General features: G+C 60.3%; 19 protein-coding genes, 1 pseudogene and 1 riboswitch. Of the genes and pseudogenes, 1 reads left to right on the plus strand and 19 read right to left on the minus strand.

The window, feature by feature from the left end; all coding sequences use genetic code 11:
* Positions 1–130: 130 nt before the first annotated feature.
* The 6 genes from I8J29_RS28040 to pth all read right to left on the minus strand — a co-directional run bounded on the left by I8J29_RS28040 (position 131) and on the right by pth (position 8733).
* Entirely contained in the window at positions 131–1648 is a 1518-nt protein-coding gene (locus tag I8J29_RS28040; RefSeq protein ID WP_208850658.1) for an alpha/beta fold hydrolase, read from the minus strand.
* Between the two features lie 163 nt (positions 1649–1811).
* A complete protein-coding gene (locus I8J29_RS28045) occupies positions 1812–2861 on the minus strand; it encodes a lactonase family protein (protein WP_208850659.1) in 1050 nt (349 codons plus the stop codon).
* A 115-nt stretch (positions 2862–2976) separates the two neighbouring features.
* Entirely contained in the window at positions 2977–4140 is a 1164-nt protein-coding gene (locus I8J29_RS28050; protein WP_208850660.1) for a peptidylprolyl isomerase, read from the minus strand.
* Positions 4127–7654, minus strand: a complete 3528-nt coding sequence (gene mfd, locus I8J29_RS28055) for a transcription-repair coupling factor (protein ID WP_208850661.1) — start codon at positions 7652–7654, stop codon at positions 4127–4129. Before mfd ends, I8J29_RS28050 begins: the two co-directional genes overlap by 14 nt.
* A 148-nt stretch (positions 7655–7802) precedes the next feature.
* The gene (locus I8J29_RS28060) at positions 7803–8033 is read right to left on the minus strand and encodes an anti-sigma-F factor Fin (RefSeq protein ID WP_090648900.1); all 231 of its coding nucleotides are present in this window, start codon (positions 8031–8033) and stop codon (positions 7803–7805) included.
* A gap of 139 nt (positions 8034–8172) precedes the next feature.
* Positions 8173–8733 (minus strand): aminoacyl-tRNA hydrolase, encoded by a 561-nt coding sequence (gene pth, locus I8J29_RS28065; protein WP_208850662.1) that lies wholly within the window; start codon positions 8731–8733, stop codon positions 8173–8175.
* 151 nt (positions 8734–8884) lie between these two features.
* On the opposite strand from pth, the gene I8J29_RS28070 reads away from it, so the two are divergent.
* Entirely contained in the window at positions 8885–9085 is a 201-nt protein-coding gene (locus tag I8J29_RS28070; protein WP_090648904.1) for a hypothetical protein, read from the plus strand.
* 46 nt (positions 9086–9131) lie between these two features.
* Here the strand turns inward: I8J29_RS28070 and I8J29_RS28075 are convergent, their stop codons facing one another.
* The 13 genes and pseudogenes from I8J29_RS28075 to I8J29_RS28135 form a co-directional block, all read right to left on the minus strand.
* Positions 9132–9782 carry a 50S ribosomal protein L25 gene (locus I8J29_RS28075; protein ID WP_208850663.1) on the minus strand — a complete coding sequence of 217 codons (651 nt, stop codon included), beginning with the start codon at positions 9780–9782 and terminating at the stop codon, positions 9132–9134.
* Positions 9783–9963: 181 nt separating this feature from the next.
* Positions 9964–11367, minus strand: a complete 1404-nt coding sequence (gene glmU, locus I8J29_RS28080; protein WP_208850664.1) for a bifunctional UDP-N-acetylglucosamine diphosphorylase/glucosamine-1-phosphate N-acetyltransferase GlmU — start codon at positions 11365–11367, stop codon at positions 9964–9966.
* Between the two features lie 125 nt (positions 11368–11492).
* Positions 11493–11777, minus strand: coding sequence for a septation regulator SpoVG (gene spoVG, locus I8J29_RS28085; RefSeq protein WP_018759486.1), 285 nt, complete (start codon positions 11775–11777; stop codon positions 11493–11495).
* 130 nt (positions 11778–11907) lie between these two features.
* Complete coding sequence (locus tag I8J29_RS28090; protein WP_208850665.1) at positions 11908–12300, minus strand: RidA family protein; 393 nt, start codon at positions 12298–12300, stop codon at positions 11908–11910.
* A gap of 18 nt (positions 12301–12318) precedes the next feature.
* A complete protein-coding gene (gene purR / locus I8J29_RS28095) occupies positions 12319–13155 on the minus strand; it encodes a pur operon repressor (RefSeq protein ID WP_208850666.1) in 837 nt (278 codons plus the stop codon).
* Between the two features lie 84 nt (positions 13156–13239).
* Positions 13240–14094, minus strand: coding sequence for a 4-(cytidine 5'-diphospho)-2-C-methyl-D-erythritol kinase (ispE, locus tag I8J29_RS28100; protein WP_208850667.1), 855 nt, complete (start codon positions 14092–14094; stop codon positions 13240–13242).
* A 361-nt stretch (positions 14095–14455) separates the two neighbouring features.
* Positions 14456–14629 (minus strand): annotated as a pseudogene (locus I8J29_RS28105) (small, acid-soluble spore protein, alpha/beta type); the annotation flags it as partial.
* A gap of 155 nt (positions 14630–14784) precedes the next feature.
* On the minus strand, positions 14785–15057 hold the full coding sequence (veg, locus tag I8J29_RS28110) for a biofilm formation stimulator Veg (protein WP_090648920.1): 273 nt from the start codon (positions 15055–15057) through the stop codon (positions 14785–14787).
* Between the two features lie 152 nt (positions 15058–15209).
* A complete protein-coding gene (gene yabG, locus I8J29_RS28115) occupies positions 15210–16091 on the minus strand; it encodes a sporulation peptidase YabG (protein ID WP_208850668.1) in 882 nt (293 codons plus the stop codon).
* Between the two features lie 144 nt (positions 16092–16235).
* Positions 16236–17135: a 16S rRNA (adenine(1518)-N(6)/adenine(1519)-N(6))-dimethyltransferase RsmA gene (rsmA, locus tag I8J29_RS28120; protein WP_208850669.1), complete on the minus strand. Its 900-nt coding sequence runs from the start codon at positions 17133–17135 to the stop codon at positions 16236–16238.
* Positions 17132–17692, minus strand: coding sequence for a ribonuclease M5 (gene rnmV, locus I8J29_RS28125; RefSeq protein WP_208850670.1), 561 nt, complete (start codon positions 17690–17692; stop codon positions 17132–17134). Before rnmV ends, rsmA begins: the two co-directional genes overlap by 4 nt.
* A gap of 140 nt (positions 17693–17832) precedes the next feature.
* Positions 17833–18798, minus strand: coding sequence for a ubiquitin-like domain-containing protein (locus I8J29_RS28130; RefSeq protein ID WP_338113307.1), 966 nt, complete (start codon positions 18796–18798; stop codon positions 17833–17835).
* A gap of 423 nt (positions 18799–19221) precedes the next feature.
* A riboswitch (cyclic di-AMP (ydaO/yuaA leader) is annotated at positions 19222–19429 on the minus strand.
* A gap of 187 nt (positions 19430–19616) precedes the next feature.
* On the minus strand, positions 19617–20381 hold the full coding sequence (locus tag I8J29_RS28135) for a TatD family hydrolase (RefSeq protein WP_208850684.1): 765 nt from the start codon (positions 20379–20381) through the stop codon (positions 19617–19619).
* Between the last annotated feature and the right edge of the window lie 10 nt (positions 20382–20391).

Below are 20391 nucleotides of genomic sequence, written 5' to 3' on the forward strand. Positions count from 1 at the left end.
AACGTGAATTTACACATAGGCATTAATGCCCATGAACTGTATAATTTGGTAGCCCCAAAGCAACATGATTATACAAAATTCACCGTTACAGGAACGTTACACTCGTTATGTTAATCCAATTTCCGACAAACTACTGTCGTCTCGCTTGCAGCATATGGTCCGCAAGTCTCAGCGTCTGCTCGAACAAGCTCTCGTCCTCCGGCTGGTACAGGCTCGCTTTTTGAAGGAAGTACAGGCTGCCCGCCAGATTGCCGCGCGCCTCCTCCAGCTTGGCCGCCTCCGCCGCCAGCGCGATCAATTGCGCTTCAAGGCCGCTCCGGACATCGGCGATCCAGTCGTCGAACAAGCCGGGAAGGAGCGTCTCGGGCACATTCAACACCGCGTCCCGGCAGCGCTTCAGCTTGGCACTGAGCTCTTCTTCCCGCTGCGCGGCCTGAACCGCCCGCATGAGCCGCAGCAGGTCCGATTCGACCGGCCCGATCAGCCGGATATGGTCCTTATCCACCGCGAGCATGCCGGAAGCCTCCTGCCGAGCGGATCCGGACGGCTCCAGCAGCTTCTTCAAATGATTCAAGTACACTTTCAGATTCGCCAGCGCCCGCTTCAGCGGTTTATCCGGAAACAAGGCATCGCAGATCTGCTCGCGCGTCGCGGCGCGGTTCAGCACCAAGAACAGCAGCAGGCTCTTGGCATACCGCTGGTTCCAGCCCTCATGCCGTTCCTCCCCGTCGATCCGAATCCGAAAGCCGTCCAAAAAATCGGCCCGGATCCGCGCGCTCCCGTCGCTCCCCGATTCATGGCTCCGGCGCTCGCGGCGTTCGGGCCGCGCCGCCAACAGGTCTTCGTCTCCGGCCGGGGCCATGAAATTCGCCGTCATGAATTCCGCCATCAGCGTCGCGGCCGTCTCCGGTTGATCCAGAAATACCGCGTTCGCCGAGCCCGGAACGACGACCAAGCGCGAATCGCGCAGAAAGCGGAGGGTCAGCGCGTACGAAGCGGCGTTCAACTCGTCGAATTCGCCGACCAGCGTGAGAACCGGATGGCGAATGGACCGGTAATCGTAGTCGGTCGGCGCGTCCAGATAGAGATTCAGCAACCCGAAATAACGGTCCGGGTCCATCGCGGCGAACGCCTGCTCGGCCCGCCCAAACGTCCGGCTGTCCGCCGGCTGCGCGGTCATCTGCGCCGCGAGATAGCGAGCCAGCTCCCGGATCGACCGCCGCTCGAGAATGGTCTGCCGCGCGCGCACCATTTCGCCGATGACCTCGCGCGGCAGGAGGACGACCGGCGCCATGAGGATCAGACGCCGTACCTGCCCCGGATCGGCCGCGCTGTATTTGATCGCCAGGTTGGCTCCGAATCCGTACCCGGCCAGATGGAACGTCTCCAAGCCCAGACGGTCGGCGATTCGGCGAATGTCCCAGACGAAGGCATGCCAGCCCGGACCGCCGTTGTCCCCCTCCGACTGCCCATGCCCGCGCAAATCGATCATCACGATGCGGTACGATGCGGGGAAGAAAGGCAGCAGCGTGTCCCAGCACGCCATGTCCCAGCCCAGCCCATGCAGCAGGACGAGCGTTTCTCCCGTGCCCGGCGCTTCGCCGCCCGTATCCCGAATATGAATGCCGTTGATCCTGAAGTCTCGCATCCTGCTCCCCCCCGGCCATGCAAAATATGGCTTACCTTACCACAGAAGCCCGCCGCAAGATAGTGGAATTCAAGGAAAACCCGATATTTTCACCCAAATTTAAACAAGAAAAACGAGCCGTCCGATCGGTAGTCGGAGGCTCGGTTCTTGGAATCGTCCGGCGCTAGAGGAACGCGATGCACACCGGTTTGGTCGTCGCGATCGATTCGCCGGTCGGCAGCAGCCGCCCGGTCCCGGCGTCGATGCGGAACGCCGCGATGTTGTCGCTGTCCTGGTTCGCCACGAGCATCAGCCCGCCGCCCGGCGCGATCGCGAAGTTGCGCGGCGTCCGGCCGCCGCACGGCACGATCTCGATCGGCTCGAGCCGTCCGTCTCCGCCGATGCGGAACACCGCGATGCTGTCGTGCCCGCGGTTCGAGGCGTACAGGTAGCGTCCGTCCTCCGTCACGCGGAGGTCGGCGCAGGTGCTGGCGCCTTCGAACGCCGCCGGCAAGGTCGGCACGGTCTGCATCGGCGCGAGCACGGCGTCTTCGCCGGCGTACCGGTACGCGCACACCGTGTTGTCCAGCTCGTTGACGACATACAGCACGTCTCCCGCGGGATGGAACGCCATATGGCGCGGACCGGCGCCGGGCGCCGTCTTCGTCGCGCCGTGGCGGATCAGCTTGCCCGCTTCGTAATCGATCCGATAATGGACGATCTCGTCCGTGCCCAGATCGGCGACGAGCGCGTAGCGGTTGGCGGGATCGAAGATCGTCGAATGCGGATGCGGCCCTTCCTGGCGGTCGTCCCGCGGCCCGCGCCCTTCGTGGGCGACGTTGTCCGTCAGCGTCAGCGCGCCGTCCGCCCCGATGGCATAGGCGCTTACCGTGCCGCCGGTATAATTGGTCGCGACGAGCAGCCGCTCCCCGGCGTCCAGCGCGAGATGGCAAGGCGAGCCGCCGAGCGTGGACGCGTCGTTGATCGGCGTCAGCGCGCCGCTGCCGGCCTCGATGGCATACGCGTGGACGCTGCCCGGCTCGGCCCCCGTTTCGCTGACGACGTACAGCCGCGTGCCCGCCGCGTTGCATCGCACGAACGACGGATGATGAATGCCCGCCAAGCCGGACCGCCGTTCCAGACGGCCGTCTTCCGCGCGCAGCCCCCACGCCGCCACGCCTTCTTGCTCCCGCTTCGCGTACGATCCCGTATACAAGCGCAACTCCTGTCCCATGATTCCGCGCCTCCCCATATTCGCATAGTAGAATGAAAAACAGGCCCGGCCTTCATCCGGGCCGGGCCTGTCGTTCAAGAAAAGCCGCGCTTACTCCCCGATTGCCGCCGCAAGCTTACTTGCCGTCGGTCTTGGTATCGTTCGTGGTCGCATCGTCTTTCTTCTCCGTATTCGTGGTGCCGTTCTTGCTCGTGTCCGTGTTCGTCGAGCCGTTCTTGCTCGTATCCGTGTTCGTGCCGGCGCCCGGGTTGGTGCCCGAATTCGTGCCCGCGCCGGAACCGTCGGCCGGCGTCTCCGTTTTCGGAAGGTCGATCTTCGTGATGAGCTTCGGCAGATCCGTCGTCATGAACGCGTTCAGCTTGGCGGACGCCGCCTCCTGCTTGATCGATTCCTTATCCGCGTCGGTCAGCTTGTCGAACGTCGTCTCCGTGCGCTTCTCGACCTTCATGACGTGATAGCCGAACTGCGATTTGACCGGATCGCCGATCTTGCCGATTTCCTGCTTGTTCGCCGCGTCCTTGAACTCCTGCACCCAGCCCTTGGCCTGCTGGTCCGCGTACAGGCCGCCATTATCCTTCGAGCCGGTATCGTCGGAATACTGCTTCGCGAGCGCCGCCCAGTCGCCGCCGGCGTCCAGCTTGCCTTTGACTTCCTTGGCGATCTTGAGCGCTTCTTCGTCCGTGCGCTTCTCGGCGCCCGTGTTCGGGTCCGCGGTCGCGATCAGGATGTGGCGAACGCTGATGACGTTGTAGTCCGCCTTCGTATCGTCGAACTGCTTCTTCACTTCCGCGTCCGTCGTTTTGCTTTCTTCGTCCTTCATGATGCTGGTGATCATCGTATAGTAATAGCGGATGTCCGCTTCCTTCAGGCCGGCGTCGTCCACTTTCTTCTTGAGCGTCTCGTCGGAATCGATCTGCTGCTTCACCTGCGTGTAGAAGGTGTCGAGGCTCTTCTGGTCCTCGTCGCTCAGCTTCTTGTCCGCCAGGGGCTTGTACAAGATTTTATACCCGATGTACTCGCGCAGGAACTGCTCCTGGAGCTGCGGGATGCTCAGGTACATTTCCGTCTGCGGCTGCACGATGCCGAAGAACGTGGAGTACTTCTTGAACTCGCCTTCCGTGACGGTGCCGTCCTTGTACGTGGCGATCGTCTTGCCGCCGCCGGCACCCGGCGCGGACGCCTCCTCCTTCTTCGAGCCGCAGCCCGCCGCAAGCACGACGACCAATACGGCGACAAGCGCAAGCAGGATCGTCCGTCTTGCCTGGTTAATGCGTAACATCCTGTAGTTCCCCTTTCGATTGAATGGTGTCTTTGTACTGGGTGAGAAACCGTTCCAGCAGCTCCAGCTTCTGCTCGACGGACAATCCTTTGCCGCGCAGCAGCACGAGCGGGTTCGGATCCTGCCCGTTCGAACGGGCGAACCGGTTCTCGAGCTGCAGGCAGAGCCGGTCCACCTTCTTCGCGTCGAACCGCTTCTTCTCGGACTCCGCGAATTTCAGCGTGATATCGTCGGCCTTCCCGCCGATCTGCTCGATGCCGCACAGCGCGCCGAACACCTTGAGCCGCGCCACGGCGAGCAGATTGTCCACCGATTGCGGCAAGTCGCCGAACCGGTCGATCAGTTCGTCGCGCAGGTCTTCGCATTCCTCGAGGGTGCGGACGGCCGCCACTTTCTTGTATATCTCTATCTTCTGTATGCTATCGTAAATATAGGACGACGGCAAGTAGGCATCGATGCTCATGTCGATCGACGTGCTGACTTCCTTGACGACCTCCTCGACCTCGCCGCCCATCTCCTTCTTGCGCCTCGCGATCTCGTCGGCCAGCATCTGCGAATACAGGTCGAAGCCGACCGACGCGATGAATCCGTGCTGCTCCGCGCCGAGCAGGTTGCCGGCGCCGCGGATGGACAAGTCCCGCATGGCGATCTTGAACCCGGAGCCGAGCTCCGTGAATTCCTTGATCGACTGCAGCCGCTTCTCGGCGACCTCCGTCAGCACTTTGTCCCGCTGGTACGTGAAGTACGCGTAGGCGATCCGGTTGGAGCGCCCGACGCGGCCCCGCAGCTGGTATAGCTGGGAGAGGCCCATCTTGTCCGCGTCGTGGACGATCAGCGTGTTGACGTTCGGAATGTCGACGCCCGTCTCGATAATGCTCGTGCTGACGAGCACGTCGGATTCGCCGTCGAGGAAGTCGAGGATCGTCTTCTCCAGCTCCTGCTCGGACATCTGCCCATGGCCGACGGCCACCTTGGCATCCGGCACCAGGGCGTTGATCTGCTCCGCCATTTGATAGATCCCCTGAACGCGGTTGTACAGATAATACACCTGACCGCCGCGCGCGAGCTCCCGCTCGATGGACTCGCGGACGAGCGACGGGCTGTACTCCACGACGTACGTCTGCACCGGGAACCGGTTCTCCGGCGGCGTCTCGATGACGGACAGGTCGCGCACGCCGAGCATCGACATGTGAAGGGTCCGCGGAATCGGCGTCGCCGTCAGCGTCAGCACGTCCACGTTCGTCTTCAGCCGCTTCAGCTTCTCCTTGTGCGACACGCCGAAGCGCTGCTCCTCGTCCACGATGAGCAGTCCGAGATCCTTGAAAATGATGTCCTGCGACAGCAGCCGATGCGTGCCGATGACGACGTCCACCGTGCCCGCCTTCAGCCCTTTCATCGTCGCCGTCTGCTCCTTCTTGGACCGGAAGCGGCTCAGTACCTGCACGTTGAACGGGAAGCCCGCGAAGCGCTCGCGGAACGTCTCGTAATGCTGCTGCGCCAAAATCGTGGTCGGCACCAGGACGGCCACCTGCTTGCCTTCGATCGCGGCCTTGAACGCGGCGCGCACCGCGACCTCGGTCTTGCCGTAGCCGACGTCGCCGCAGAGCAGCCGGTCCATCGGGCGCGGCGTCTGCATGTCCTTCTTGATCTCGGAGATGGCGCGCAGCTGGTCGACCGTCTCGTCGTACGGGAACATCGCTTCGAATTCCTGCTGGTACGAGGTATCCTCGCCGAAGCCGAACCCGGACGTCGCCTGCCGCTCGGCGTACAGCTTGATCAGCTCGTCGGCGATGTCCTTGACCGACGACTGCGCCTTGCTCTTGACGCGCGTCCATTCGCTGCCGCCGAGTTTATAGACTTTCGGCTCCTTCTCTTCGTTGCCGACGTATTTCTGAATCAGGTCGATCTGTTCGATCGGCACGGACAGCTTGTCGCCGCCGGCGTACATAATATGCATGTAGTCCTTATGGATGCCGGCGATCTCCAGCGTGCCGATACCCATATATTTGCCGATGCCGTGATTCTGATGCACGACGTAGTCGCCGACCTTCAGCTCGGTGTAGCTCTTGATCCGCTCGGCGTTGTCCATCTTCTTGTCGAGCCGGCGGGCCTTGCGCTGCTTCTGCGAGAACATCTCGCCCTCGGTGATGACGATCAGGTGCACCGACGGCAGCTCGAAGCCGCTCTGCAGGTTGCCTTCGAGGAGCATCGGCGGCTCGATGCCGTAATCGTGCAGCACCCGCCGCATGCGGTCCATCCGCTCCGCGCTGCCCGCCAGCATCATAACGGTCGCGCCGGCTTTGCGCCAGCGGTCCATCTCCGCCTTCAGCACGTTCATCTGGCCGTGGAAGTTCTGCATCGCGCGGCTGACGACGTTCAGGATGTTTTGCGGCTGCGTGTGCGGAATCTGCCGCAGGAACAGCGAGAGGAACAACGTCGGGAACGGCCGGTGGAACAGCACGTCATCCGACGGACGCGCGAGGGCGAGCGCCGGCAGCGCCTTGCCGTTCGTCATGAGATGCGTCGACCATTCGGCCTCGTCGCGCTCCAATTGGCGGCCCGTCTCGATGAGGCGGGTCGGCTCGTCGTAGATCAGCAGCGTATCGGCGGGCACGTAATCGAACAAGGTTTGCCGTTCGGGATAGAGCAAAGAAATATATTTATAGATTTCGGGGAAATACCGGTGCTCCCGCAGCATCTCGATCTCGGCGCCGATCTCCGTGCGCAGGCGGTCCTTGGCCGTGCGGTCGGTCATCTTCTGCAGCTGCTGCTCCAGCAGCTCGGACGCGTGCTGGGCCGCGTTCTCGAAGCGGCGCTTATCCGCCGTCAGCTCTTGGCAGGGCGGCACGCTGTAGGCGTTCAGCTTGTCGATCGAGCGCTGGTCCGAGGAATCGAACGTGCGGATGGAATCGATCTCGTCGTCGAACCATTCCACCCGGAACGGATGCGGCGACGTCAGCGGGAAGAAGTCGACGATGCCGCCGCGGACGCTCATCTCGCCCTTGCCTTCTACTTTATCGACGCGCTCGTAGCCGAGCTCTACCATTTGCCGTAAAAACGCTTCCAAAGCGAGCGTTTCGCCGACCTTGAGCGGAATGCGCGCGTTCGCCATGACGCTGTTCAGCGGCAGGAACCGGCGGACGCCGGAAAACGGCACGACAACGATCCCGCGAAACCCTTGCGACAGCCGGATGAGGACGTCCATCCGCTGGGCCAGCGTTTCCGGGCTCGAGATCGCCGCTTCCGCCGCGACCAGCTCGTTGGCGGGATACAGCAGCACCTCGTCGGGCGACAGGCATTCCACCAGGTCCTCGGCGATCTTCTGCGCCGCGAACATGTTATGCGTCACGACGAGCATCGGCCGTTCGAATTCCCGCTTCAGGGCCGCGATCATCACCTGCCGCGACGAACCGGCCAGCCCCGACACGAGCTGCTCGCGCATCCCTTTCTTGATCCCGGATACGATGGAGCCAAAATCCGTATCCGCGGCGTAAGCTTCCAGTAATGCTTTCAACTTAGCGGCACCTCGTTTCTTTCCAAACCGAACCGCCCGTTCGCCAAGCAAGCGGCGGACGGGAGCGTATCCAATGGTTTTCTGGCTCGCGGCGTTACAAAAAGAAGCCTCAGCCGTGCGCCAAGGCTCTTCCTTCGCTCTCCCGCCGCTACTGCAGCGGATTGGCTACCAGCAGCAGTTCGGGATTGCTCTCTATCGCTTCGCGACAATAATCGCAGACTACGTTGACCGTAACGTCTCCGTTCGGATTATAGGCTATTATATCGCTGCGTTCTTCGGGGGTCAAGAAATGGAAACCGAGCTGCGTTTCCGTGATCTGCGCGTTGTTGATGGAGCCCATCGGCGTCTTGCAATGCCGGCAAACGTAATTCACAGCCATATTTATGCCTCCTGAGTGGTCGTTATACCCTGGCCGCGAACTTTCACTGATCCGTGAGCTGCTCTCAGCGTTCAGTTATCCTTCCAAGTTCGCTGCCCGGGTGTGCATCTACCCTCAGTATGCCCGCGCCCGCCGAAATTTAACGGTTATATTTGGCCATCGTCCGCTCGAAGGTGTTGGTCAGCGCGTACTCGGCCGCGTCGCAGCTCTCCTCCACCATCGTTTTCAGCAGCTCGCCTTCGCTCTTCGGAAAGTTCGCAAGCACGTAGTCCGAGATGCTCATGCCGTTCGTCGGCCGCGAGATGCCGAGGCGGATCCGATTGAACGTCTGCGTCCCCGTATGCTGGATGATCGACTTGATGCCGTTGTGCCCGCCCGCGCTGCCTTGATAGCGAAGCCGGATCCGGCCGGTCTCCGTGTCGAGATCGTCGTAGACGATGATGGCATCCTCGAGGTCCGCTTTAAAATAATCCATGAAACCGCGCACCGTCTCGCCGGACAGGTTCATGTACGTCATCGGCTTGATCAGCGCGACCTTCGTGCCGCCGACGTTGCCTTCGCCGATCAGCCCTTTGCATTTGCTTTGCGTCACCGAGATGCCCCACCGCTTGGCGAGCATGTCGACGACCATGAATCCCACGTTATGCCGCGTTCCTTGATAAGCGGTACCGGGGTTGCCGAGACCGACGATCCATTTCATGCTGCTGTCGTCAACTCCTGTTTACGAATAGTCGATTGCGAGAATGCGAAAATTTCTCTTAGCCCATGCAACGAATAGTCCGGCCGGATTGTCATAGGGACAAAGGCAGCGGACTTTTCGAAACTTCGTGCGCAAAGGGGTGTTTGATGCGATGTATGTGAACGGTCAGCTGATTTTCGACGATCGCCATTTTCGCGACCATCATGAGTGCGGCGTGCCCGTGCAGGTGTACTGGGGCAAGGAGCATCATGACATCGGCTATGTCGAGCACATCAGTCCATCGTACATCAAGATGAATAATATTTTCTACAGCCGCAAGCAATTTACCTTCGTCTCGAGACCCGGCTACTGAAAAAAAACAAAAGGGGCTGCCGACAGCAGCCCCGGGTATTCCTCGTTTACTCGGACGTATGCACTTCCATCTTCGCTTCGTGCGACCGCTCCGCGGCCCCTTCCGCCGCCTCGTCCGCCTGGGCGGCTTCCTCTTCCGTCAGGTCCTTCTGCGGCAGCAGGATGGTCACGACGACTTGCTCCGGATCGACCCGGGTCGTCACGCCCTGCGGCAGCTTCACGTCCCCGACCAGCAGGTTCTCCCCGATGCCGAGCGCCGAGACGTCGACCTCGATCGCCTCCGGAATGCGGTCCGGCAAACACTGGATCTCCAGCTCGTGCAGCATCGCCTGCAGGATCCCGCCTTCGCGCACGCCCGCCGAATCCCCGACCATATCGAGACGAACGGCCGTCTTGACGGCCTCGTTCATGTTCACCTGGTGAAAATCAACGTGCAGCACCGAGCGGCTCAGCGGCTCGCGCTGCACCTGCGTCAGCATGACCGGCTGCTTGCCGGAACCCGGGATGTCGAGCTCCAGCAGCGCGTGCGGATGGGACCGCAGCAGCGACGCCAGCTCCTTCTCGTTCACCGCGACGCTGAGCGGCGTGCTCAGCTTCGTGCCGTACACGATGCCGGGAATGCTTCCGCGCTTCCTCATTTTCCGTAGATCGCCTGCCGTGCCGATCGTCCGTGCCTCGGCTTGAAACGGGATTGCCATGGTGGAAACCTCCTTGTACAAATCGATTTCCATATATTCATACCCATTCCGGCACGGAATTAAACGAAAACAAACCGGCCCCGGGACGCATCGGGCGTCCGCGGAGCCGGGGAGAAGACGGAAATCTCGGAATTCAATCTATGTTTTCTATTGATGAGGCAGCTGGCTTTACGCTTGGCTTCTACTCTTTTTTGGCGCCCGCTTCTTTTTTCGCCCGGGCCCGGCCCCGCAGCTTCTCGGCGTAGCCCGGCTTGTTGACCTGGCGCTCGCGCGCGATCGCGACGTCGTTGGCCGGGACGTCGGTCGTGATCGTGGAGCCGGCGACTACGTAGGCGCCTTCGCCGATCTTGACCGGCGCAATCAGGTTGACGTTGCTGCCGACGAACGCGTTGTCGCCGATTTCGGTCAGCGACTTGTTATAGCCGTCGTAATTGACCGTAATCGCGCCGCAGCCGACGTTGACGTCCTTGCCGACCTTGGCGTCGCCGACGTAGCTCAGGTGCGACACCTTCGTGCCGTCGCCCAGCTCCGCGTTCTTGATCTCGACGAAATCGCCGATTTTCACGCCGACGCCCAGCTTGGCGCCCGGACGCAAATAAGCGTACGGCCCCACGCCGCATTCGTCGCCGATGACCGCTTCCGATGTGACGGCATGCTTCACCGTGACGCCGTTCCCGATCGTCGTATCCGTAATATCCGCGTTCGGACCGATCACGCAATCCTCGCCGATCGCCGTCGAGCCGCGCAGCACCGTGCCCGGGTATATCACCGTGTCGGAGCCGATGACGACGTCCGCTTCGATGTACGTCGCCGCCGGGTCGATGACCGTCACGCCGTTCAATTGATGCTTGCGCACGATGCGCGCCCGCATGAGCGCCTCCGCTTCGCCGAGGCCGACGCGGTCGTTGACGCCGACGCCTTCGGCGTAATCGGCCGTGCGGTACGCGCCGACGGCTTCGCCGGCGTTCTTCAGGATTTCCATGACGTCCGTCAAGTAATATTCGCCCTGCGCGTTATGGTTCGTCACCTGCGCGAGCGCTTGGAACAGCTTCTTATTGTCGAACGCGTACATCCCCGTGTTGATCTCGGTAATCCGCGCCTGTTCCGGCGTGCAGTCCTTCTGCTCGACGATGCGCAGCACGTTGCCGGCTTCGTCGCGGATGATGCGGCCGAGCCCCTGCGGGTTCGGCACGACCGCCGTCAGCACCGTCGCGGCCGCTCCGGTCTCGGTATGACTGCGCAGCAGCGCCTGAATCGTCTCCGACGTCACGAGCGGCGTATCGCCGTACAGGATGACCGTCGTGCCGTCTTCCCCGCCGAGCAGCGGCTCCGCCTGCAGCACCGCGTGGCCCGTGCCGAGCTGCTGCTCCTGCAGCGCGAACTCGGCGCCCTCGCCGAGGAACGTGCGGACCGTCTCCGCGCCGTGGCCGACGACGACGACCGTGCGCGAGCAATCCGCGTCCCGGACCGTCCGGAGCACGTGCGCCACCATCGGCTTGCCGCATACGGGATGCAGCACTTTATATAATTTCGATTTCATCCGTTTTCCTTGACCCGCCGCAAGGACAATGGCCATCACGTTCATGTTCGTCCCTCCACCCTGAGTCCGCGGGGACTCGTATCCAATGCTCTACTGAATATAGCGTATCGACAGGCAAAAGAAAAGGGAGCCTGGGCGGCTCCCTTCCTCTCTACCCCAATATTCCCAGTTTAAGCGCCTTCTTCAATGACTTCTTCTTCCGTGGCCGCACGCTCGTACTCTGCGAGAACGGCTGCTTGGATCTTCTCCCGTGTCGTCGAAGAGATCGGATGTGCGATATCCCGGAACTCTCCATCCGGCGTACGCTTGCTAGGCATCGCGACGAACATCCCATTGTTGCCGTCTATCACGCGGATATCGTGAACGACAAACTCATTGTCAATGGTAATGGAGGCGATTGCCTTCATGCGACCTTCGGAATTTACTCGGCGGAGTCTAACATCGGTAATTTGCATCTGTGTTCACCACCTTTGCCTATCGAAGACTTGGTGTATACTTCCACATTTCGATGCGAAATCCTTCATGATTCTGGAAATTTACGGACTGAATTTGAAAAAATTTTTCGCGCTTGCGAGGATTCTTTCTTTATTCGACGCCGATCGAGGCAATGAGTTCGATTTCGACAAGGACGTCTTTTGGAAGCCTTGCCACTTCCACGGTCGAGCGCGCCGGCTTGTGGTCGCCGAAGTAGGACGCGTAGATCGCGTTGACCGCCGCGAACTGGTCCATGTCCTTAATGAAGACGGTCGCTTTCGCCACGTCGGCGAACGTCGCGCCCGCTTCCGCGAGCACGGCCTTCAGGTTACGGAACACTTGATGGGTTTGTTCCTCGATGCCGCCTTCGGCGAGCTGACCGTCCGCGGTCAGCGGAATTTGGCCCGACGTGAAGAGCAGATTGCCGAGCCGGATCGCTTGGGAATACGGTCCGATCGCCGCAGGCGCCTGCGTCGTCGATACGGGTTGCGGTTGCGGTTTCATCTTCGAATCATCCTCCGTTTACTTGTCGAGTCGATTGAAATAGTTGCCCGGAATGACGGTCGTCTGCTTCGTCTTCAAGTCCACGTTCGTCAGCTTGGCCAGCGAGACGTAATCCTCGAGCAGCCGGTCTTCGGTGTCCAGATCCCCGGACTCCACGAATACGCCGACGCCCGCCACCTTCGCGTTGAACTCGTACAGCAGGTCCATCATGCCTTGAATCGTGCCGCCGGCCTTCATGAAATCGTCGACGATCAGCACGCGCGCGCCTTCCTTCAGCGCCCGCCTCGTCAGGGACATCGTCTGGATGCGCTTGTTGGAGCCCGAGACGTAATTGATGCTGACGGCCGAGCCCTCCGTCACCTTGTTGTCGCGGCGCACGATGACGACCGGCAGGTTCATGCACGACGCGGTCGCGAACGCGAGCGGGATGCCCTTGGTCTCCACCGTCATGATGACGTCGATCTCCGCGCCCGCGAACGCGGTGGCGAACATGCGTCCGACGTCCGCCAGCAATCCCGGCTGTCCGAGCATATCCGTCATATATAAATATCCGCCGGCCAAGACGCGCTCCGGCTGTTCCAGCTGGCGGCAAATGCCGTTCATGATCTCCAGCGCTTCCGCGTCGCCCATCTTGGGCGTGTACTTGACGCCGCCCGCGGCGCCGGCCAGCGTATGGAGCTCGCCCAGCCCTTCTTCTTCGAACACTTCTTTGATAATGGCCAAATCCTCGCTGATGGACGACTTGGCCGACTGGTAGCGGTCAGCGAATGCTGTGAGAGAAATTAACGTATGGGGGCGCGTAAGTAAGTACTGCGTCATCTCCACTAACCGTGCGCTTCGTTTCAATTTCTTCAATGCAGACTTCCCCCTTGCCAAATCCGAATAATATAAAGACAATATACCATTTTCATACGGATTTAATCAAGTTGTACGTCGCATTTATGTCAGCATTCTTACCACGTAAACTTCTTTGCAAAATCCGCGCAGCCCGTTATAGATTCGCGATACCTTCGCTTCCTTGCTCACCAGGCCGAATACCGTCGGTCCGCTGCCGGACATCAGCACGCCGTCCGCGCCCAGCCGCTGCATGATGTCCTTCAGCTGCAGCACCTCCGGATGCAGCTTCAGCGTCACGTCCTCCAGCACATTGCCCAGATGGGCGCACACGTCCGCGAACGAGCCCGATTCAATCGCTTCCAGCATGTCCTTCGTCGACGGGTGGTGCTTGAGCTCGGAAGCGCGCAGCTTGCCGTATACGTCCGCGGTCGAGACGTTGATCGGCGGCTTGGCCAAGATGACCCAGCACTGCGGCGGGTTGTCGATCCGTTCCAGCTGCTCGCCGCGCCCGCGCGCGATCGCGGTGCCGCCCGTCACGCAGAACGGCACGTCCGAGCCCAGCTCGGCGCCGAGCGTGCATAGCTCCTCCTCGGAGATGCCGAGCTCCCAGAGCCGGTTCAGGCCCCGCAGCGTCGCCGCGGCATCGCTGCTGCCGCCCGCGAGCCCGGCGGCCACCGGGATGTTTTTGTCCAAGTGAATATAAACGCCTTTGCGCACGTTGTAGCGGTCCTTGATCAGCCTCGCGGCTTGAAACGCCAGATTCTTCTCGTCGAGCGGGATGTAGCCCGCCTGGCTCGAGATGATGATGGAATCGCTGTGCAGCTCCTCCATCTCCAGCCGGTCGGCCAAGTCCACCATCGTCATGATCATTTCGACTTCGTGGAATCCGTCCTCGCGCTTGCGCAGAACATCCAAGAGCAGGTTAATCTTGGCCGGCGCCTTCTCATAAATCTTCATGTCGATTCACCCGTCCATTATCGTTAAACTTCACATATTATAACAAAAGGCCAAAAGAAAAGCTAAGACGGCGGCGCTGCTTTCGCAAACGCGGCATCTTAGCTTGGCGGCCTTCGGCTTAGTGAGGCATGGACGGAGATGCTTGCTGCGCGCCCGACAGGGCTTGGTGCATGTACGGCGGTACGCCGGCCGCGCCGGGCCGCGGCTGCGCGGCGTTGTACGCGCCTTGCGCCGACGGCTGTTGGTACGCCTGCGCTTGATACGCCTGCGGCTGGTAGGCCTGCGCGCGATACGCTTGCGGCTGCGCCTGATAGGCTTGCGCCTGCGGCTGAGCCGCTTGCGGGGCCTGCTGCGCCTGGTACTCCCTCGCGGCGGCTTGTTCCGCGAGCTGGATGGCGCGCTTCACCATGTTGCCGGCATCCTTCGCCTTGATGCCGCCCCAGCCTTCCTTCTGCACCGTGTCGTAGAACCCCAGATCCTTGGCCAGCTCGTTCTTGAGCTGCTCGCTCATCGTACTGCGGCGTTTGCGGGACATTACGGTTGCCTCCTTCTTCGATCCGTCGTGGTACCGTTAGTATGGATGTTTTCCGGCTTCTCATTCCCGCGAAAAAAAAGCAAGCAACCCAAACGCCGCTTTCGCGTTTGCCGTTGCTTGCCTGTTGAAAAGAAACGAAGCCGTGCTTGTGTTTCTTACTGAATATACGTAATGCGAACCTGCCCGTCATCGCTGTCGACCATCACTTCGACGGACTCCGTCAAAATATCGGCGTAGCTGTACGACACGCGCTTAAATGCATGCTGTTCTTGGTCAAGCCTGACGATAAATACAGAAGGGTAGATTTCTTCCAATACGCCGGTTCGTTCAATAGTCTTTCGACGACCACCGTTTGCGCGAAGACGTATTTTGGATCCGACGTGGGTTTCCAAACTGCGTTTAATCTCCAACAGCGCATTTTTAGCCATTGTGCACTACCACCTCTTTCCTTGTCCATTATAACGGAGAAGAGGTGATTTGTCAAAAAAATTCAATTATAACAGTGGCTTTAATAAATTGTCAATATAAAAAATCGTGACGACTCCATGCCCATTGTTTAGTGTATCCGATGCCGCCATTCTTATACGGTCGCTTTTACGCCCGTCAGCGTCCGGGGCTTCGGCAGCCCGACCCGATACTTGCCGAACGTCTCGACGCCGCCCACGCCGTCAATGCCGCTGATCGTCCCATGAATCACGTCCGGCAGGTTAATCGTCTCGCTGATCGGGGTATAGCTCGCTTTGATCGCCACGTAGACCGGATCGAGCGCGTGAATCAGCACCCTTCCCGGCGAGCTGGCAAAATTCGAGCCCGATTGCAGCAGCGCCTCGTAGTGGGACTGGCATGCCCCCGCCACGACGACGAGTCCGTCCCGGCTCTTCTCGTAGTCCCGGGCGACCCGGACCGCATCCACGAAATTTTGCGAATTTTTGTAGGAGGCGAGGTTGTTCAGATCGTTCTGTTCGCGGTTTCGGAGCACGCCGTCATGACCGGTGATCACGACGATGTCCGGCTTGATCTGCGGCAGCAGCCGATAGACGGCGTCGGCCATCTGCGACTCGTGCACGTAGAGGCCGTGAGCCGGCACCCGCATTTGCGTGTACAGCTGCATGCTCTTCTTCATATAATTGCCGTCCCCGTCCAGGTGAAGCACCTTGCCGGGCACGTCGAAATACGGCTGGCTCTGATTCTGCGCCCGCAGCAGCTCCCGCTGGATGATCTGCTGCTGCCGCTCCTCCTGCATCCGCTGCGTCGATTCGCCGGCCAACAGCCGCGCCTGCCGGATCGCGACCGGCAAGTCGCCATCGCCGTCCTTTACCACGGATAAGTCGTTCAGCGGCGCGTCGGCCAACAGCCGGTAGTCGGTGCCTTTCAGCACGGCTGTATGTTCTTCGATTATCGCAACACGAAAAAGGACGTCCCCGCCATAGGATTTGCGGACGACCAGGTCCCCTTGCATCATGGGCATATCACCTCTTCGTCTATCCTATGGGGAGACGCCCCCGAAGGTGCGCTTCTTCGTCATCTTTTGCGAGGGGCCTTGGCCCGCCTAACGGCCTACTTATGCCCGGTCAGACTTAGGCGGCAGGCAGGCTTAAGCGGCATCTTAAGCGGGCAGGCCCGCCTGCCGCAGCGCCTCGCTCAGCGCCGCGAATTCGGCCAGCGACAAGGTCTCGCCGCGCCGGCTCGGATCGATCCCGCAGCTCTCCAGCAGCGGCGCGATCCGTTCGCGGTTCGCCTTCCCGACGAACGCGGTCAGGTTGTTCGCGATCGTCTTGCGGCGCTGCGCGAAGCAGGCCTGCACGGTCCGGAAGAAGAACCCCTCGTCTTCGACCTCGACCGCCGGCTTGTCCCGCAGCGACAGCTTGATGACCGCGGAGTCGACGTTCGGCTGCGGAATGAACACGGTGTGCGGGACGATGCAGACGAGCTCCGGCACGCAATAATACTGGACGGCCACGCTGAGGCTGCCGTACTCTTTGCCTCCCGGCTTGGCGGCCATCCGCTCCGCGACTTCCTTCTGGATCATGACGACGATATGCTCGAGCGGCAGCTTTTCTTCGAGGAGCTTCATCAGAATCGGCGTGGTGACGTAATACGGCAAATTCGCGACGACGCTGACGCCGGACAACCCCGCGAACTGCCGCTCCATCAGCGCGCGCAGGTCGAGCTTCAGCACGTCCCCGTGCTCGACGTGGACGTTCGGCGTCTCCGCCAGCACGTCGCGCAGAATCGGGATGAGCCGGTTGTCGATTTCGACGGCCGTCACGCGGCCCGCTTCGTGCGCGAGCTGCTGCGTCAGCGCGCCGATGCCCGGGCCGATCTCGAGCGCGCCCTTCGTCTCGTCCAGCTCCGCCGCGCCGACGATCTTGCGCAAAATATTTTGATCGATCAGGAAGTTCTGACCGAGGCTCTTCTTGAACGTAAAGCCGTATTTGGCGATGATGTCCTTCGTCCGTCTGGGCGAACCGACGTCATGGACCGCTCTCGTGCTGCCTTCTGTCATGACGATTCTCCTTCGCTCTCCATCGTCTGCAGCGCGCGCAGAAATTCATCGCGCGTGATCCGGAACGTGGAGCATCGTTTATAGAACTGCTTGCCGTTGGCGTAGCCGATGCCGAGCAGATTGCCCATCTTCAGCCGCCGCTCGGACGCCTGCGGGTGAACGAGCAGCCCCGCCTGCATGAGATCCTCCATCGTCACCTCCGCCAGCCCCCCGTCGCCGTCGGCCGCTTCCGTCCGCAGATTGGCCAGCGCGTGGCGGATCGCCTCGGGCGACGCGTTCTCGACGCCGATGTCGCCTTTGTACAGCGCCTGCTCCTGCGGCAGGAACGCATGCTTGCACCCCGGCACGCGCCGCGCGACGATTTTGCGGATCCGCTCGCCCGCGTGGTCGGGATCCGTGAAGATGATCACGCCGCGGCGCTGCTGCGCGAGCTCGATGCGGCGAAGCACCGCCTCGCCGATGGCGGAACCGCCGGTCTCGATCGTCTCGGCCTCGACGGCGCGCTTGACGGCGACCGTGTCGTCCTTGCCTTCGACGACGATGATTTCCTTAATCATGGAAGCTCCATTCCTTCCCGTTAGACAAACAATAAAAAGAAGAGGCGTCGCCTCTTCTTATCATGGCATATTTAATCATGAATTACGATATGAATCAAGTAGACGGCTTTCCGATAAACGAACGGGGATGACCGGGTTTCTTACAGAGACTCCGGCTTTTTCGGTCCCAGCACGTAGACCGTGTAGCCCCGCTTCAAGCCGAACCGGTCGGCGTACGACTCGCTGTCGAAATACACGTCGATCTTATGGCCTTTGACGGCGCTGCCCGTGTCTTCCGCGCGACGGAAGCCGATGCCCTCGATGTAGACCCACCAGCCGATCGGAATGACCTTCGGATCGACCGCGATCGTGCGGCCTTCCTGGACGCGCGTTCCCGAAGCGGTAATGCCGTACTCCGGATGGCCTTTGCCTTTGCCCGTCGAAGCCACGCCCGCCGAATACGCCGTCAACGTGAAGTTCCGCATGACCTTCTTGGCGTTGAACGTGACGCCCCGCTTCGTGTAGCTCGATGCCCCGGCGCTGGCCGACAGCATCGTCACCTTCGGTTCGGGCTTCATCGTTCCGACCGAGACGACTTTATCGACCGCGGGCTGCGGCGTCATTTTCTCGACGAGCGTCTGCGACACCGCCACGCCGTCCGCGAATACCGTCTCGTAGCGTTTGACCACTTTACCCTGCTGGCCTTGCCGGACAAGCTTTTGCTTCCCGAGCGCGAGCTTCGGATCGTTCTTCTTCACGACCGTGAACGGAACGTCATACGAAGTCTCGGAATATTTCTTGTCGATCCGGGTGACCGTGATGGTCATGTTCGGTTGGAGCGCCGCCTCGGACGAAGGATACACCTTGTCTAGGCCGCGAACCTCTATATCAGCCTGATCGATCGCCGCTTGTACCGTTTTCTCTGTCGTGTACAACGTTTTTGCTTTGCCGTCTGCCTTCACCGTAAGCGGGATGGCCCGATCGATAACGATCCGGTCGCCATCGCTTATGCCGCCGTCCAGCGGCATCGACACTTTATCGTGCGGGCCGATGGTGATGGCTTGTTCATCCAGTAGGCGTTGAAGGACCCATTGCTTCGTGGAGACAATGGTTTCTCGTCCGTTCAATACTACGGAGACATGCTTGTCAGCCGTTCCGTACAACAACACCAAAAACATGAAAGTCATAGCGATTGAGATCATGGCGCTCAGTACAATTAAACGCACATTCTCATGCTTCCATCGCAATGCGAAAGACATGCTGGATGATCGTTTCCCATGGGTGTCCTTTAACTGGAGTGCTCCCACTTCTTCGGTCCTCCTTACATAGCCCCGCCGCCTTTGTAAACATGATACTTAGACGCGACTATAGAGTATTGGCGTGCGAACGCACGCTTTTTTCGTATTCCGCCTCGGCCCCACCTCCACCATACACCCTATGTCGTCAGTTTACGCAATATTCAAACAAAAAAGAGAAGCCCGACGACAGAGGATCTGTTTCGTGGCTTCCCATTCGGATAAATGGCAGCGTGATGTTGCATGCACGAGGTTGATCTCTCTTATGTACGCTTGCGAGGTTAGCTGTCGGATTCGGGCGCGAGAGTCGCCCTATTCGCTTCGCGACGCCCGGTCATGCGCGTCCTTCGGCGAAATTCACCCCTAGAGAATTCCGTTGCTTTCGCTGTTCGATTGCTACAAACAGTTTCAGGCAAGTGGTTCCCCCGCTCTCCGGTAACCGGAGATTAAGCGATGATTTGGAAAAGGAATACAGCTTTTGTTGCTCTGAGATGAATCATACCGTCTACCGCCGCTCATTGTAAAGAACTGATTAATGACGATTTTCGCGAATTTCAAGGAAAATTCCGAGCTATTCCAGCGATTCGCGGATGAAAAATCATTTTTTTCACCGGATTTCCCCGGAAATCTAACGCATCGTCACGTTTTCATCAGATTCCAAAACATCTCTTTGCGTTTTCGGTCGTGATTTTGGCGATTTCTTCCACGGATTTCCCTGAAATTTCCGCCATTGTATTTGCTACAAGACGGACGAAGGACGATTCGTTCCGCTTCCCGCGATGGGGGTGCGGCGCCAAATACGGCGCGTCCGTTTCGATCAGCAGCCGGTCGAGCGGCACCTTGGCCATGACCTCTTTCGGAACCCGCGCGTTCTGGAATGTAAGCGGTCCCCCGAAGGAGATATAGAAGTTCATGTCGAGGCACTGCTTCGCGGTTTCCCAGCTGCCGGAGTAGCAGTGCATGATCCCGCCGACCTCGCTTGCGCCTTCCTCGCGAAGAATCCGCACGACGTCTTCGTGCGCGTCGCGGTTATGGATGACGATCGGCTTGCGCATCTCCTTGGCGAGCGCGATCTGCTGGCGGAAGACGCGCTGCTGCACGTCTTTCGGCGACGTATCCCAATGGTAATCGAGGCCGATCTCGCCGAGCGCCACGACCTTCGGATGCTCGAGCAGCGACGCGATCCATTCGAGATCCGCCGGCGTCATGTCGATGCTGTCCACGGGGTGCCAGCCGACGGCCGCGTAGATGAACGGATAGCGCTCGGCCAGCGCCATGGTGGTCGGAATCGTCTCGCGGTTAAAGCCGATATTGACGAGCGTATGTACGCCGGCCTCGAGAGCCCGTTCGATGACCGCCTCGCGGTCTTCGTCGAATTTCGGCGAGTCCAAATGCGTATGCGTGTCGATTAACATCACGTCTTGC

It is taken from the genome of Paenibacillus artemisiicola, assembly GCF_017652985.1.
Taxonomy (GTDB): domain Bacteria; phylum Bacillota; class Bacilli; order Paenibacillales; family Paenibacillaceae; genus Paenibacillus_Z; species Paenibacillus_Z artemisiicola.